Below are 16,387 nucleotides of genomic sequence, written 5' to 3'. Positions count from 1 at the left end.
TTCTAAATCACCTTCCTCCTTCCTCTATATTTTGATTGTTGCAACCATTCATTTGCTACCTTTGTTCCGCTCAAATATTGTTCAATAATTCATCGCTAATATGAAGTTCGAAAAACCTGTTGCGGTAACCGACATCGCAGCATACATAGGTGCTGAACTAGTTGGTAACAGCCAATTGATGGCAACTGGTATCAATGAAATACACAAGGTAACGCCGGGAGATATCTCCTTTGTCGACTTTGAAAAATACTATAGCGCCAGTTTGAATTCTGCCGCAACCATTATCATCATCAACAAGAAGGTAGATGTTCCGGAAGGCAAGGCGCTCCTGGTACTGGAAGATCCTTTCAGCGCTTATGTGAAACTGGTCAAAAAGTATCGTCCTTTTGAACCTTCATCCAAGCCGATCAGCGACACAGCCGTTATAGGTGAAAACACCATTATCCAACCGAATGTATTCATCGGTAACCATGTAAAGATCGGGCGTAACTGCATTATCCATCCTAACGTTACCATCTACGATCATAGCGAGATAGGCGATAACGTGATCATTCACGCCGGCGCAGTTCTCGGAGCCGATGCTTTCTATTTCAAGAAGAGGGCAGAGCGGGAAGTGATCTATGATAAACTGGAAAGCTGCGGAAGAGTGATCATCGAAGATTTCGTGGAAATAGGAGCGGGTTGCACCATCGATAAAGGGGTAAGCGGAGACACCATCATAGGAAAAGGCACCAAATTGGATAACATGATCCATATAGGTCATGGCACCGTTGTTGGCAGAAACTGTTTGATCGCAGCGCAGGTTGGAATTGCCGGAAAAGCCAGGATCGAAGACAACGTTATCCTCTGGGGACAAGTAGGCGTCAATAAAGACCTTACCATCGGTAAAGGAGCGGTAGTATTAGCGCAAAGCGGGGTGCCATCTTCCCTGGAAGGCGGTAAAGTTTACTTCGGATACCCGGCGGAAGATGCCAGGGTTAAAAGAAAAGAAATTGCCTGGATCAAAAGGATCCCCGAGATATGGGAAAAGGTAAAAGACCTTGGCAAATAATAAAGCAGTAAGGCAACAGCCGGCTGTTGCCTTACATTAAAACCATCATGTAATGAAATATCTGTTTTTCATTGTTTTACCAATGCTGCTATGGAGTTGCAGTACCACTAAAAGCACAACTACCTCTTCCGATCTCTATAGCAACGACCAGCAATGGCCGGTAACTATCAACGATGGTTGGCTTACTGCCAGAACGATCTCTTTCGGCCCTTTTAAGACAACCCCAAAAACGAATGGACTGCTCGGTTCTACTTTCATCAAATCGCCCAAAGACCCGTTTTATTTCCGTATAGAAGGCAATAACGCCCGCATCAGCATCGAAAGCATGAGCGCTAACGGCGTGGCCTTTTCCAGCCAGGTTTTGCCTAAATATTTCAATACGCTGGCGCCTAATGTTCCTGTCAGGTACTACCGGATCACCAACACAGGCGCCGACAACCCTTACAAATGGGAAATGATCATCAAGGCCGCTCACTACCTGGAGCTTAACAACAACAAAGCAGTAGGAATATTACGGGAAAGAACCCAAGCCGCTAACAATAGTACTTCCGCTTACCGCATTACTGCCCATAATCACTTCGGGAAAGTGAACAGCTACGAGAATATCTGTTACGAGTTCTATTCAGAGAAAAATAATAAACTGCTGGCAGCCGTGATACCTGGCGAGAAACCAAAGGTCTGGATGGATAAGAATGTCGACAGCTTCACCAAAGATCTGCTTGCCGCCGGTATAGCCGGTCTTTTATTGTAGGGATAGTTCTTCCAGGAAACTGGCTGAAATTTCTTTTATCGTTGTTTCGAGGGGTTTAAACCGGAAATCAGGAAGCGCTTTCAGCACCTTGTCGTTTTCATAGTAGACTTTCAGCTGGGCTGTTCTTGCCGTTTCCTTTGTTACAAGCGGATGCTTGCCGGTGATCATCCCTTTCACCTTCTCCATCCTCCATACCACTTCAGCCATCCATGGTTTTACGGCAATATGAGGCGGTTTTTTGCCAAGGGCATGCGCCATGGTAGTGAAGAGCCGCTGGTAATCCCAATTCTCGGCAGAGAGGATAAAACGCTCTCCCTCGATACTGCTATCCATCAGCAATATCATCGCTTTCACTACATCTTCCACATCCACAAACCCGTTTACACCGGTGGTATAATAAGGGAATTCTTTCCAGGCGTTTTTCAGCAATGCTCCGGATCCATCGTTCCAAAATCCGGCGCCAAGAATAATAGACGGGTTAACGATCACCGCATCAAGCCCTTCGGCAACTCCTCTCCATACTTCCATCTCTCCCTGGTACTTGCTTATCGCATACCAGGAGTTGTTCCCGCTTTCCTGCCACTCACAATCTTCTGTTACCGGCGCATTCTCTTTAGCGCGGCCGATAGCGGCAACAGAACTGACGTACAACAGCTTTTTTACGCCGGCATCCAGCGCCAGGTTCACCACGTTGGCGGTTCCTTCAACGTTGATCTTCATCAGGCGGTCTTTAGCCCCTGCCTGGAAAGATACCACCGCAGCGCAGTGATATACCTGGGTAACCCCGTTCATGGCATCTTCCAGCGCACAAACATCAAGTATATCTCCCTTTACCCATTCAATTTTGTCAGAAATATCCTGCAACCGGTTTGATGGTTGATTTCGATACAGTGCTCTAACAGGCTTTCCTTCCGCTACCAGGGCCCGAATCAAATAACTACCTAAAAAACCTGTACCTCCGGTTACTAAAATCATGAAGACTATTGTTCTTTTTCTATGAGTGCCCAAATTTAGGCAAAACCAATCTATTGTTCGTACCTATAAAAACCTAAGCCGGTTTTGCGACCCAACTTCCCGTCCTTTACCCGCTGTTCCTGCAGGATACTCGGTTTAAAGCGGGGTGCATGGTCGAATGCTTCGTATAAGGAACGGGAAACTGCCAGGTTAATATCGTTACCTATCAAGTCCATTAACGCGAAAGGTCCCATTTTAAAACCGGCGGCTTCCAGCAACTGGTCAATATCACTGAAATCAGCGATTTTTTCTTCTGCAATACGCAACGCCTCCAGGTAGTATAGGCGGGCAACCCTGTTTACTATAAAACCCGGGGAATCTTTCACCCTTACCGGCACTTTACCCAATTGCAACGCCAGTTCATAGATGGTATCCGCTACTTCGGGAGCAGTTAGGGGAGTGCTCACCACTTCTACCAGTTTCATTAAATGAGCGGGGTTAAAAAAGTGCATTCCCGCCACCCTGGAAGGATGATCAACCTCTTTGGCAATTGCTTCTATGCTAAGGGAAGAGGTATTGGTAGCAAAAATGGTGGTTTCTTTATTGATGGCCGATAGCTGCCGGAATAAGGCGACTTTTGCCTCTAATTGCTCTGCTATGGCTTCTATCACCACATCCGCAACGCAATCGTCAATCTCGCTGCTATAATGCAGTCGCTGCAGGGTGTCCTGCTTTTCTGTGAAGTTCAGCTTTCCTTTCTCCACTGCGGCCGTGAGGCTTTTTTCTATCTGTGCTTTAGCCCTTTCTAACCCTTCCTGCTGAATATCGAATAAAACGGTTTTAAACCCGCTATAAGCGGCAATCTGGGCTATACCTGCACCCATGGTGCCAGCCCCGCATACGGCGATCGTTAATGTTTCCATTATGCAAACAGGAGTTCGGAAAAAATACGGGGTTACCGCTGACAGTAACCCCGTTTGCTACAATTATATAGTCCCTTCGAACTGCTCAAGGAAACGGACATCGTTTTCCGAGAACAACCGGAGGTCTTTTATCTGGTATTTCAACATAGTAATACGTTCAATTCCCATCCCGAACGCAAAACCTGTGTATTTTTCAGGGTCTATTCCGCAATTGGCCAGCACCTTCGGGTGCACCATTCCGCACCCTAAGATCTCTACCCATCCGGTTTGTTTACAAACATTGCACCCCGTTCCTCCGCAGATGAAACATACAATATCCATCTCGGCGCTTGGTTCTGTAAAAGGGAAGTAGGAAGGACGGAAACGTATGCCTGTATTCTCGCCGAACATCTCTTTCACGAAGTGATATAAGGTCTGTTTCAGGTCGGCAAAGGAAACGTTTTCGTCAATATACAGCCCTTCTACCTGGTGGAAGAAACAGTGTGCACGGGCAGAAATAGTCTCGTTCCTGTAAACCCTTCCCGGGCTGATGATGCGGATAGGTAGTTTGCCTGCTTCCATTACACGCACCTGCGCCGAAGAGGTTTGGGTACGTAATAACCAATCCGGGTTCTTGCTGATAAAGAAAGTATCCTGCATGTCCCTGGCCGGGTGATTTTCCGGTAAGTTCAATGCAGTGAAGTTATGCCAGTCGTCCTCTATCTCCGGGCCCTCTGCAATGGTAAAGCCCAGGCGTTCAAAGATCCTGATGATCTTATTGCGTACCTGGCTTATTGGATGCCGGGTACCCAAACGATGAGGTTCGGCGGGTAAAGTATAGTCTATATGGCTGTCGCTGGCCGAAGCATTGTCCTTTAATTCGCTGAACTGCTCGTACTTCGCTTCTGCCAGTTGTTTAAACTCGTTTAATATCTGTCCGAATTCTTTCTTACGGTCATTAGGTACCTGTTTCATCTCCCCGAAAAGGGCCTTCACAATACCTTTTGTTCCAAGGAATTTTATGCGGTACTGTTCAAGGTCCGCCGCACCTGCGGGTGTAAAAGCCGCTATTTCGTCTTTGTAGGCTGCTATTTGCTGTACTAACTGTTCCATAAACGACAAAGATAAGCCTTTAAGGGAAAATCTTAGTGCTCTCCCTAACAGCTTTATTACAGAAATAACTTATATCAGGAAAGGAAGTATGGGGGAAGGGCATTAAACCCGGGAACGCCCGTACAGCGCTTATTTAGAAGGGAGGGAGAAGGTCCTAGAAGATCAGCTTATAACCCACTCCCCGGATATTAACGATCTGCACCCGGCTGTCGTCTTTCAGGTAACGACGCAGCTTTGTAATAAAAACGTCCATACTTCTTGCATTGAAAAAGTTATCGTCTCCCCAGAGATCTATCAGTATGGCCTTTCTTTCCATTATATCGTTCTTGTTATCGTATAACCGCTTGAGAATTGCGGCTTCCCGGTGCGAGAGGAACTCAACAACGTTATTCCGGGTAAGCGTTTGTTTGGTATAATTGAAGGAATACTGACCAATTGAAACCGCTCCTTCTTCCGGCTCTGCCGCCGAAGCCGGGGCGTCTTTAAACCGCTTCAGCAACGCGGTGATACGCACGATCAGTTCATCCATGCTGAAAGGCTTTTTCAGGTAGTCGTTGCCTCCCAGCTCAAACCCTTTCACCACATCGGTGGTCTGCGATTTGGCTGTAAGGAAGATGATCGGCGTTATTTTGTCCTGCTTCCGGATCTCGGAGGTAACGGTAAACCCATCCATGTTCGGCATCATGATATCCAGCACCACTACATCCGGGCGCTCCTGCTGGAATAACTTCAACCCTTCACGGCCATCTGCAGCATATAACATTTCAAAGCCCCTCATTTCAAGGCTGTCTTTTACAATCTGACCTAACTGTACTTCATCCTCTATCAGTAATACTTTTGCCATGATCTTGTTTTCTTGTTATGCTGATGGAATAATAATAGTGAACTCGCTGCCTTTATCAGGTTCGCTATGCACATGGATGCTTCCTCCGTGCATGGTAACGATCTTCTGCACATAACTCAATCCCAGTCCAAACCCTTTCACATTATGCAGGTCGCCCGTCGGTACCCTGAAAAACTTGTCGAAGATGTTATGATGATAGACCTTCGGAATCCCGATACCATTGTCTTTCACTTTTATCTTCAATATACCATTTTCCAGGCTGGTTTGAACATAAAGCTGTACCGGTTCTTTGGAATATTTTATCGCGTTATCCACCAGGTTGTTGATCGCATTGCCCAGGTGCACTTTGTCTATAAGCACCAATTTGCCCGCCAGGTTGTTATCGTACCGCACCTGGATCAGTTTACTGGCCTTTAACTGGTGGTTGGATAGTATGTTGTCGATGATCTCGTTCAGGTCTGCTTCTTCCCTGAACAGTTCAACATCTTCTTTTTCCTCTGCCGCAATGTGCAGCACCTTTTCTACCAGGTCCGATAACCGTTGCAGTTCGTTCTTCGAAATATCCAGGTAGGTCTGCGTTTTCCGCTGATCGCTCAGTGCATTGAAATTCTGTAATGCTTCCACCGCCGCTGAAACAGTGGCTATGGGAGTTTTCAGCTCATGTGTCATATTGTTGATGAAGTCGTTCTTCACCTCCGACAATCTCTTTTGTTTCAGGATGGTTCTCAGCATGTAAATGAAGCTGATGGTAGTAAGTGTCAGCAAGACAACAGACGAGAGCAGGGTCCATATCATCTTCTGCAGGATGAACTGCAGGGGCGACTCGAATGTAGCCTGTACAAAAAGATTGCTGGCAGGATTGAAAGCGAATTTGGCGGTCTGACGGGGGCTTCTTTTGCGCAGGCTATCCCTGAAACTTTCCCTGTCGAAACCTCTTACATCCATGTAAAAGGTATCAAGAACATAAGGCGTGTTGATCTGCCTGTTGGCCAGCTCCAGTTTAAAGGTAGAATCCAGCTTGGCGAGGTTGGTGCTATCTGCATGCAAATGATTGGTAATCAAATATTCTGTAATCTGCCTGGCCAGGGTATCTGCATAATAACGGCCGGATCCGTCCTTAAAATCGGGCGGCAGAGGGGGAGGCGGACCAAAGTGTTCCTCTCCTCGTCTGTGCACTTCGATCCGGCGACGGTTTTTATATTCTTCGACCCTTTTGGTTACGCTGCTATCCCTGCTTCCCAGGAAACGGAAATACCTGCGTACATCCGACGACAGGTTGCTGGCGATCGCTGATCTCAGGGTTTCATTTATCTCTTTCTTAAACTGCTCTTCCCTGAATAAATATGAGTTATACAACCAATATCCCTGAAACAGAAATATGCCCAGAATACAGATGCACATGAGAATGAGTATATTTCTGATTCTTTTTCGCATGTTGTTAGTTCTATTCCCGCAAAACTATTTATTCCACGGCTAAAACAAGATAACTCCTTAACAGTAATTAACAGTAGATAAGGAAGATTAACTCACTTAACAGTAAATAACAGTAAATAAAAGTTTTTAACCCAAAAAGAAGGCTGGAACTGTGACTTTTGTATCCTAAACAAAGAAAACCATGAACAGAAATTTTCGTTTATTCTTAGCTGCCAGCTTATTTATATCGGCTACCAGCCCGGTTTTTGCGCAAAAGTCTGGAGTCATCACATATGAAGTAACTGCAAGAATGGATCCTGACAGGATGAGAGGCTTTAACCGTGGCGGAAACGACGACAATGCTCCCGCAATGTCGGATGTGATCACCCTCAATCAAACCTTCACCTTCAACGATGGTAAAGGAAAGTTGGTAACTGAACGCCCGGATTTCGGCGGCCAGAGAAGACAACGCCCGGGCGGAGATACAACCCGTCGCTGGGGCCGCGGACCTGGAGGGCAGGGCGGACCTGGCGGAAGAATGGGAATGGGCCCTGGCGGCAATGCCCAGTACGTTGACCTGGCCAATAAAAAATACGACCATGTGTTCAGCACCTTCGGCGATGATAAGAAGACTTACTACACAGAAGAAGATTTCATCTATACTTCCAATAGCAAGTCGTCTGACAAGACAAAGAAAATAGCGGGCTACGAATGCAAAAAGGCTACCATCCAGTTAAAAGATGATACCTACACTGTTTGGTATACCACAGATCTGCCTTTCAGCTTTTCGCCCATCAACGGCCTGCTGCCTGAAAACAATGCTGTGGTATTGGCTGCAGAAGGAGGAAGAAGAGCATTCACCGCCAAAAGCGTAGATCTGAAACCGATAACGGAAGACCTGGGAATCCCTGCAGATGCGGAAAAGATCAGCCAGGAAAAGATGAGAGAGATCAGGAGGGAACAAATGGAGAAATTACGTGAACGGCAACAATAAATGCCGAATTTCACCCTAACTTTCAATTTCCCCGTAATCTCGTTTATGAAGAAACTTATACAAGTCTTGCTGGTACTGGGTCTGGGCATTTTACACGCCCAGGCTCAGAGCCAACAAGGAAAGATTAAAGGCCAGTTAACTGATAAAGCAACCAAAGAAGCAATGCCTTCAGCAACCATTGTTTTGCTGAATGCGAAAGATAGCACCGTAGCACTGACAACCTTAACCGATACCAAGGGAAATTTTGAACTGGCTGCCGTACCTTTTGGCGCCTATCGGCTGTACATCAGCTTCCTTGGATTCAAACCCGTTAACAGACCACTAACGGTAGATGCCGACCATAAAGAACTTGCACTGGGTAACATAACCATGGAAACGAAAGGCGTTACGCTCAGTACTGTCGAGATCCTCGAAGAAAAACCCCCGGTTGTTGTTAAAAAAGATACCGTTGAATTTAATGCAGATGCATTTAAAACCCGCGAAAATGCTGTAGTTGAAGACTTGTTAAAGAAATTGCCCGGGGTAACGGTAGACAGGGACGGCGCCATTACCGCGCATGGCGAAAACGTTACAAAAGTATTGGTTGATGGCAAACCTTTTTTTGGCGGCGACCCTAAACTTGCAACCAAGAACCTGCCGGCAAACATCATTGATAAAGTACAGGTGATCGACAGGAAGTCGGACCAGGCACAGTTTACAGGCATCGACGACGGGCAGACAGAAAAGACCATCAACATCACCATCAAAAAAGATAAGAAAAAAGGAATATTCGGACGTGCAACAGCCGGTTATGGAACAGACGACAGGTTTGCCGCCAACCTGAGCCTGAACGTGTTCAGGGATACGAAACAGATCTCTTTACTTGGAGGAGGCAATAACGTCAATAACCTGGGATACTCCATGCAAGACCAGATCTCGTTTGCCAGCGCCGGAGGCGGCGGAGGCATGAGAGGCGCCAGGGGCATGATCTCCAACCTCGGTGGAGGTGGCGGAGGCGGAGGTATTACCAGGAACTGGAATACAGGATTGAATTTCAGTGATCAGATCGGTAAAAAGGCAACTTTTACAGGAAGCTATTTCTTCAACGATACCAAAACATCCACAGAAAGCAACAGCCGCAAACAAACATTTGTCGGCGACAGTTTCATCGTGAACAATAACAACGGCGGCTCATTGAGCGACAACGCCAACAACAGGTTCCAGGGCCGGTTAGAGTATAATATCGACTCTATGCACTCCCTGATCTTTGAACCCAACCTGAGCATCACCAACGCAAATAGCCATAGCCAAACCAATAATATCAGCTATAACAACCTGGGCGATACACTCAATAAAGGAACAACGATCAACGACGGAACCGGCCAGTCGATCAACTACGGCGGAAACCTGTTGTTAAGGAAGAGATTCAATAAAAGAGGCCGTTCCATGAGCCTTAGCATTAATTTCAACAGGTCGGAAAATGACCAGGAGAATATTAACCGCTCCAGCTATACGTTTTATAACCCGGATAGCATAAGCATGTTTAACCAGCGCAACACCGTCAACAGCACGAACAGCAGCATAAGGGCCAACCTTACATACACAGAACCACTGTGGCGCGATAATTACCTGGAGTTGAACTATGGCATCACCCGGAGCGAAAACAACAACAATAAATATACTTACGATTTCAACGATGTGAAAGGAGAATACGATGCTTTCAATGATTCATTGAGCAACGTGTTTACCAATACTACATTCAATCATAGGGGAGGCATCAATATCCGCACTGTTAAACTGAAATACGATTACTCATTCGGTGTAAACCTGATTTATAACAACCTCAATAATGTCAATTATTCGTATTTAAAACAAAAGGATACCACTATTACCCAGCATACCCTGAACTTCGCTCCACAGGCGAATTTCAACTATGCTTTCTCTAGAAATAAACGTTTAAGCATTAACTATAACGGCAACACGACGCAGCCAACCGTACAGCAGCTTGCACCGGTACCGGATAACAGCAACCCCTTGTATATACAGCTCGGGAACCCTGACCTGAAGCCATCCTACGACAACAGGATATCGCTTCACTATCATGTGGTGAACCCCGACAACTATCGCAGTATTATGACCCAGGTAAGCGGCAGTTTCGGTACAAACAAGATCGTTAATTCGATCACTCTTGATCCGAAAAGCGGCCGTCAGACAGTGAAGCCTATCAACGTTAACGGCTATTTTAGTGTAGACGCCAGGGTTAGTAACTCATGGCCACTGTCCAAAACGCCGGGCCAGAACCTGAACACTATGTCGTATGCTTCTTACAACAGGGATGTGAACGTAACCAGCGGAAAGATTAACTACACGAATCGCCTGACCATCACGCAATCCGCCAACCTGAGCTACTTCTATAAGGAACTGTTTGATGCAGGCGTTGGAGGAAGCGTAAACTACTCGAGAAGCAACAACACGATATCTACAGGCAACATAGGGCTCACCAATTATTTCGACTACAATATCAATGCTGATATCAATTTCAATCTTCCGCTCAGCTTCATGATAGGTACAGATATTACCTGCACAATGAACAGGGGAAGAACGCCTGGTTATAACCTTACTTCTACTATGTGGAATGCGAATATTTCCAAGTATATCACGAAGAAGAAAGATGCGATGATAAAAGTGCAGGCATTTGATATTTTAAGGCAGTATATCAGCGTGAGCAGAACCGTTGCAGACAACTACATTATAGATACACAGAACAATGTTCTGCAACAATATTTCATGGTTAGCTTTACCTACTTCCTGAACAAATTTGCGGCTCCTACACCCCGGGGCGGACGCGAAGGCAGGATGATGTTCGGCCCCGGCGGTCCGGGCGGCAGGGGAGGCGGCATGAGGCGTTTTTAGGGTTGCACGCAAAGCGGCATAAGGGAAGCAAAGGCGCAAAGGATTTTTAATTGAAGCGAACTTTAAGAAGCAAAGGGAGCGAAGACTATGTTATGTTACATAATCTTCGCTCCCTTTGCTTCTTAAAAAAATCTTTTGCGCCTTTGCTTCCCTTATGCCGCTTTGCGTGCAACCAACCTACCCTCGGTTACCCGCTTCAGCATCCACGAAAGGGTAAACGTCGGAATAAAGTCGGTTCCGGGAAACAATTCCTCTATAAAGTTGAAGAAGCTTCCGAATTTACCTATGGTGCCTCCAAACATCCTGTAAAAAATAATCGCTGATATGGGAGCCCAAACAAGGTCGCCGATCTCTCCTAAAACTGGTATTGCGTAACTGGCGCATCCTAAGAGGTCCATCAATATGCAGACCCATAGCGCAGGGGTATACTTTTTATCCATTTCCATCGCCTCTTTTTTCCTTATTTAATCAAATTACTTACCAAAGTTACCAATAGTTCCCGATTTCCCGCTGGAATGCCTTCCTGATGGTTTTATAACCATATTTACCCCGTTTTTGCCCGCTTGCAGGCCTACGCTTGTACCAGAAAATTATTTCATTTATCTTAACCTCGTTAATTCCTATAAATACAAACACAAATCTTTTTATGAACCAGGAAAATTCCAGGAGGAATATGATAAAAAAAGTAGCTTCTGCGGCTTTGGCCACCACCGCGTTATCTTCTCTTTCAGACAGAATTGCTGCCCATGATCTGGCAACCGGAGAAGCATTGAAAGGAAAGATCAATCACTCTGTTTGCGCCTGGTGTTACGATATGCCTTTGGAAGAGCTCTGCGTAGCCGCCAAACAGATAGGAATACCATCTATCGACCTGGTATCGCCACACGACTTTAAAATACTGAAGAAATATAACATGCACTGCGCCATGGTATCGAGCAACAACAAAGATTTCGGTATCACCAATGGCTTTAACAATGTGGCCAATCATGATAAAATGGTAGACTATTTTAAAGAACTGATCGACGCCACCGCAGCAGCCGGATTTACTAACCTGATCTGCTTCTCCGGCAACCGGAACGGCATGGACGATATGCAGGGCCTTAAAAACTGCGCCAGGGGTATTCACAGGGTGATCGGATATGCTGAGAAGAAAAAGGTGAACCTGGTGATGGAATTGCTCAACAGCCGGGTAAACCACCCTGATTATCAATGCGATCACACCGCCTGGGGAGTAGAGCTCTGCAAACATATCGCATCAGATAACTTTAAACTCCTGTACGACATCTATCACATGCAGATCATGGACGGCGACATTATTCATCACATCCGTGATTATCACCAGTATTTCGCGCATTACCATACCGGGGGAGTGCCTGGCCGCCACGAAATCGATAATAGCCAGGAACTGAATTACCCTGCTATTATGAAAGCGATTTACGAAACCGGCTACAAAGGTTACGTGGCACAGGAATTCGTCCCTTCGTCCAAAGATAAAAAAGGTCAACTTGCTTCGCTGCAACAGGCAGTAAAGATCTGCGACCTGGCCTAATACTTCCAGTCGCTTTTCAGTATGCCCATGACCACCATATCGGCATACTGCCCATGCAGTTTAGCGCTATGACGCAAGATACCTTCGCGGGCGAATCCCAGGCGTATGGGGATTTGCCCGCTTCTCTGGTTCTGCAGTACAAACCTTATCTCAATTTTATTCAACTTCAGGTGATCAAACGCAAAGGAAACTAACGCCTTTGCAGCCGCCGTGGCAATACCTTTCCCCTGGAACGCAGTTCCCAGCCAATAGCCAATCTCCGCCATCTGTAGGGTATGATCCCAGCCATGCAGGTCTATCACTCCACACAACGCCCCCTTATACCAGATCCCGAAAGCAATTGCCTCCTGGTCTTCCGCCTTGCGGCCCATCATTTGTATAAACCGCAGCGAATGTTCCGGGTTCGTATTGTAGTCTACCCAGGGAAGGAATTTCCGCAGGTGTTTGCGGGAAACGTCTATCTGCTGGTACAATAAAGGGGCATCCTTATCTTCCAATTGTTTTAGCTGTACATCTTCGTTCACAGTTATATTAAGCATATCTGAATGGTAAAGGGTCTTTTCTGGCAAAGGTGCCAAAGTAAAAAAAAGAAGCATAAGATTGTTAATAATCTTATGCTTCGTCGTCAACTTTACCGTTTACCTCGAAATTCCTATCGTTGCGTGAGCAATTGCTGTTTGGTCATATCCCTTACCACCTGCTGCCCATACAAAATGGCCATTCTTTCTGTGGTTGGCGGATCAAAGGATTGCGACTGTACAGAATACAGCAGCTGACCGCTTTTCAGGTCATACAGGTTACCTTCCCATTGATATTTGGTGTTAACAGTATAATATCCCGGAGTGTACATCCTGGAATACCACATAGAGTAATAAGGCCAGAAACCGCCGTAACCATAAGGTCCGTAGTTTGGAACGAAGTTCCTTTCTTTACCCCTGTCTAAGAGTACGATCGTTAACACCTGGCTTACGTCACTGCCCTGCAATTGTTTTACAACCTGTTTTTCCGTCATTTTACCCATGTCCTGTGGTCCATAAGTTTGTAACGCTGAAACAGCATTATAGCCTTTTCTCCTCAGCTCTGTTACCATATTATTTTCCATTTGACTTCTGAGTGTCCGGTCTTTTTGAGGTACAAGTGCCATTACCATGATTTTATTCTCTTTCTGCAGCTGCTGGGCATCATTTGCACGCCAAGAAGACGTTACTTTGGTGCTCGAACACGCAGCCATGGCCATGATCGCAAATCCTGCCATGATTAAACCAAGCTTTTTCATATACACCCTCCTTTAGTTTTTTTGTTTGTATCTGTTAGACGTAAAAGAAGGCCAATTGTAACAGGCACATGATAGTTTTAACAGTTTATTAAGAGCATAAAAAAAGTGCTGATATTTTGAATATCAGCACCTTCTAATCATTGTTAATATGTTTAATAATTAATTACCTGTTCTTCAATAAACTCAGGCAATTCACGGAATTGATACAGCTGCGTACGCAGTTGCGGTTCGAATCCTGCTTCGCGGATCGCTTCCTGCATGGTGCGATAGGTGAACCTGTGTGGAGCGCCTGCCGCACTTACCACGTTTTCCTCGATCATGATAGATCCGAAGTCGTTAGCCCCTGCATGCAAACAAAGCTGCGCAACCTGCTTACCTACTGTTAACCACGACGCCTGGATATTCTTGATATTCGGCAACATGATACGGCTAAGGGCGATCATCCTGATATATTCTTCGGCGGTAGTCATATTATGTACCCCGCGGATCTTCAATAATAACGTGTCCACATCCTGGAAAGTCCATGGGATGAACGCTGTAAAGCCATAATGTCCTTCCGGCTTTTCGCTCTGCACCTGCCTGATGTCTACAAGGTGTTCAAACCTTTCCAGCACTGTTTCCACATGCCCGAACATCATGGTAGCAGAAGAGGCTATATTCAGCTTATGGGCAGCCCTCATTACATCCAGCCATTCTTTCGCTCCGCATTTTCCTTTGGAGATCAACCTGCGCACCCGGTCGTTCAGGATCTCAGCTCCGGCGCCCGGCAAGCTATCCATACCGGCCTCCTTCAGGGCCTTTAAAACCTCGATATGCGTGCTTTTTTCCAGCTTGGTGATATGCGCCACTTCAGGGGGGCCTAAAGTATGAAGACGTAAATTCGGGTAAAGTTGTTTTAACTGTTTAAACAGGTCTACATAAAAACTTAATCCCAACTCCGGATGGTGCCCGCCCTGCAAGAGCAACTGGTCGCCGCCATATTTCAGCGTCTCGTCTATCTTGCGCTTGTACTCTTCAATCGGGGTGATATAAGCCTCCGGATGGCCGGGAACCCTGTAGAAATTGCAAAACTTACAATTGGCAGTACAAACATTGGTTGTGTTAACGTTCCTGTCTATCTGCCAGGTAACCTTGCCATGAGGCACCTGTTGTTTCCTTAACTCATTGGCTATCTCCATCAATTCTGCCAGCGGCGCATTTTCAAACAGGTATACACCTTCCTCTGCTGTCAGAAACTCGAAATTTTGAGCCTTTTTATATAAATCCTGCAGTTCCATTTAGCTATATTTCAATTCCTGAAAAACTTGAACAAAGGTAGTATTTCAGTTTATATCCACACCTAATAAAAATATTTATTACCCATGACTTTTTATACTAAATTTATATATGTCACATACCTGTGTCCCCCAATTCTATGTATAGAGCGCTTTTTCATACACTGCTGCTGATAATGCTCGCCTCTCAACCTGCCAGCGCGAGCGCAGCCGCTTCCACGTTTGCAGCCGATACTTCCGTTTTAACGCCTATCACCCGGTTCCATTTTAAACAATACTACGGCGGGGTAGTGATCGTTCAGGCCCTGTTGGATAAATTTCCAGATACCCTGCAATTCATTCTGGACACCGGCAGTGCAGGCATCTCGCTTGATACCACGACCTGCCGGCGGTTAGGGCTGGCCATCAAACCATCCGACAAGATCATCAGGGGGCTGGCAGGTTCAAAACCTGTATTCTATGCACATAACCATTCACTGGTCTTACCCGGGTTGAGAGTAGATAGCCTGGATTTTCATATAAATGATTATGAACTGATCAGCCAGGTTTATGGGATCCAGGTAGATGGAATTATCGGCTTCAGTTTCCTGGCGAGGTATGTTGTAACTGTCGACTATGACACAGAAGAGATCATCGTGTACCCCAAAGGAAACTTTCCCTATCCTAAAGGCGGCTTGCTGTTAAGACCTTCCCTGACGCAGATCCCCCTGATATCGGCGCCTATGAGGAATGCAGTCAGAACGATCACGAACCGGTATTATTTCGATACCGGGGCCGGTATGTGCCTGTTGCTTTCCAGCCAGTTTGTGAACGATAGCAGCGTGTTACAGGAAAAGCGCAGAAGAAGAAAAACAAAAAAGATCATCCAGACAGAAGCCCAGGGGCTCGGGGGCAAAATGAGCATGTCGCTGACCACGATCCCCGAATTTCGTATAGGCAACTATACCTTCAGGAATGTACCAACCTACATCTTCGATGATAAAAGTAACGTGACCGCCTATCCTTTTCTTGGAGGGATGATAGGCAACGATTTGCTAAGGCGTTTTAATATTACCCTGAACTATTCCAGGAAGGAAATTTACCTGATGCCGAATACCCACTTCAGGGACATGTTCGATTATTCCTACACCGGGCTTATCATCTACCTGATCGATGGCCGGGTAGAAGTGACGGACGTGATCAAAGGATCGCCGGCCGAAAAAGCAGGATTCAAAAAAGGGGATATCATAGTTGCCATTAACAATAACCTGGGCAACAATCTCCAGTTGTTCAGGGAACTTTTAAAAAATATAGGCACGAAGGCCGTTTGCCTCATCAGCAGGGATAACGACCTCCTGATCAAAAAATTACCAATAAAAAGTATACTTTGACGTT

15 protein-coding genes are annotated in these 16,387 nt (G+C 45.9%); 6 read left to right on the top strand and 9 right to left on the bottom strand.

Annotated features, from left to right (window positions below):
• Window positions 1-100: 100 nt before the first annotated feature.
• Together BLV62_RS22925 and BLV62_RS22920 are read left to right on the top strand one after the other, a co-directional pair.
• The gene (locus tag BLV62_RS22925; RefSeq protein WP_089764660.1) at window positions 101-1,051 is read left to right on the top strand and encodes a UDP-3-O-(3-hydroxymyristoyl)glucosamine N-acyltransferase; all 951 of its coding nucleotides are present in this window, start codon (window positions 101-103) and stop codon (window positions 1,049-1,051) included.
• A 52-nt stretch (window positions 1,052-1,103) separates the two neighbouring features.
• On the top strand, window positions 1,104-1,802 hold the full coding sequence (locus BLV62_RS22920; RefSeq protein ID WP_089764658.1) for a hypothetical protein: 699 nt from the start codon (window positions 1,104-1,106) through the stop codon (window positions 1,800-1,802).
• On the opposite strand, the gene BLV62_RS22915 is transcribed toward BLV62_RS22920, so the two are convergent.
• The 5 genes from BLV62_RS22915 to BLV62_RS22895 form a co-directional block, all read right to left on the bottom strand.
• On the bottom strand, window positions 1,794-2,777 hold the full coding sequence (locus BLV62_RS22915; RefSeq protein ID WP_089764656.1) for an NAD-dependent epimerase/dehydratase family protein: 984 nt from the start codon (window positions 2,775-2,777) through the stop codon (window positions 1,794-1,796). The two genes, BLV62_RS22920 and BLV62_RS22915, sit on opposite strands and share 9 nt — an antisense overlap.
• A gap of 50 nt (window positions 2,778-2,827) precedes the next feature.
• Complete coding sequence (locus BLV62_RS22910; protein ID WP_089764655.1) at window positions 2,828-3,679, bottom strand: 3-hydroxyacyl-CoA dehydrogenase NAD-binding domain-containing protein; 852 nt, start codon at window positions 3,677-3,679, stop codon at window positions 2,828-2,830.
• A 63-nt stretch (window positions 3,680-3,742) separates the two neighbouring features.
• Entirely contained in the window at window positions 3,743-4,771 is a 1,029-nt protein-coding gene (gene pheS / locus BLV62_RS22905) for a phenylalanine--tRNA ligase subunit alpha (RefSeq protein ID WP_089764653.1), read from the bottom strand.
• A gap of 154 nt (window positions 4,772-4,925) precedes the next feature.
• Window positions 4,926-5,615: a response regulator transcription factor gene (locus BLV62_RS22900; protein ID WP_089764651.1), complete on the bottom strand. Its 690-nt coding sequence runs from the start codon at window positions 5,613-5,615 to the stop codon at window positions 4,926-4,928.
• A gap of 15 nt (window positions 5,616-5,630) precedes the next feature.
• Complete coding sequence (locus tag BLV62_RS22895; RefSeq protein WP_168927965.1) at window positions 5,631-7,016, bottom strand: sensor histidine kinase; 1,386 nt, start codon at window positions 7,014-7,016, stop codon at window positions 5,631-5,633.
• A gap of 214 nt (window positions 7,017-7,230) precedes the next feature.
• On the opposite strand from BLV62_RS22895, the gene BLV62_RS22890 reads away from it, so the two are divergent.
• Window positions 7,231-8,022, top strand: coding sequence for a GLPGLI family protein (locus tag BLV62_RS22890; protein WP_089764648.1), 792 nt, complete (start codon window positions 7,231-7,233; stop codon window positions 8,020-8,022).
• 45 nt (window positions 8,023-8,067) lie between these two features.
• Window positions 8,068-10,914, top strand: a complete 2,847-nt coding sequence (locus BLV62_RS22885) for an outer membrane beta-barrel protein (RefSeq protein ID WP_168927964.1) — start codon at window positions 8,068-8,070, stop codon at window positions 10,912-10,914.
• A 152-nt stretch (window positions 10,915-11,066) separates the two neighbouring features.
• Here the strand turns inward: BLV62_RS22885 and BLV62_RS22880 are convergent, their stop codons facing one another.
• Window positions 11,067-11,360 carry a hypothetical protein gene (locus BLV62_RS22880; protein WP_168927963.1) on the bottom strand — a complete coding sequence of 98 codons (294 nt, stop codon included), beginning with the start codon at window positions 11,358-11,360 and terminating at the stop codon, window positions 11,067-11,069.
• Window positions 11,361-11,560: 200 nt separating this feature from the next.
• On the opposite strand from BLV62_RS22880, the gene BLV62_RS22875 reads away from it, so the two are divergent.
• The gene (locus tag BLV62_RS22875; RefSeq protein WP_089764644.1) at window positions 11,561-12,463 is read left to right on the top strand and encodes a hydroxypyruvate isomerase family protein; all 903 of its coding nucleotides are present in this window, start codon (window positions 11,561-11,563) and stop codon (window positions 12,461-12,463) included.
• Here the strand turns inward: BLV62_RS22875 and BLV62_RS22870 are convergent.
• The 3 genes from BLV62_RS22870 to mqnC all read right to left on the bottom strand — a co-directional run bounded on the left by BLV62_RS22870 (window position 12,460) and on the right by mqnC (window position 15,016).
• Window positions 12,460-13,002: a GNAT family N-acetyltransferase gene (locus BLV62_RS22870; RefSeq protein ID WP_168927962.1), complete on the bottom strand. Its 543-nt coding sequence runs from the start codon at window positions 13,000-13,002 to the stop codon at window positions 12,460-12,462. The genes BLV62_RS22875 and BLV62_RS22870 overlap by 4 nt on opposite strands.
• A gap of 113 nt (window positions 13,003-13,115) precedes the next feature.
• Complete coding sequence (locus BLV62_RS22865) at window positions 13,116-13,739, bottom strand: hypothetical protein (RefSeq protein ID WP_139170361.1); 624 nt, start codon at window positions 13,737-13,739, stop codon at window positions 13,116-13,118.
• 152 nt (window positions 13,740-13,891) lie between these two features.
• Complete coding sequence (mqnC, locus tag BLV62_RS22860; RefSeq protein ID WP_089764639.1) at window positions 13,892-15,016, bottom strand: cyclic dehypoxanthinyl futalosine synthase; 1,125 nt, start codon at window positions 15,014-15,016, stop codon at window positions 13,892-13,894.
• A 137-nt stretch (window positions 15,017-15,153) separates the two neighbouring features.
• Here mqnC and BLV62_RS22855 point away from each other — a divergent pair, with 137 nt between their 5' ends.
• Window positions 15,154-16,383, top strand: coding sequence for an aspartyl protease family protein (locus tag BLV62_RS22855; RefSeq protein ID WP_225889689.1), 1,230 nt, complete (start codon window positions 15,154-15,156; stop codon window positions 16,381-16,383).
• Window positions 16,384-16,387 lie beyond the last annotated feature (4 nt).

The organism is Chitinophaga terrae (ex Kim and Jung 2007), from assembly GCF_900107795.1.
Lineage (GTDB): Bacteria > Bacteroidota > Bacteroidia > Chitinophagales > Chitinophagaceae > Chitinophaga > Chitinophaga terrae.
The sequence above is the reverse complement of the archived record's forward strand: the minus strand, read 5'-3'. Positions and strand labels throughout refer to the sequence as shown.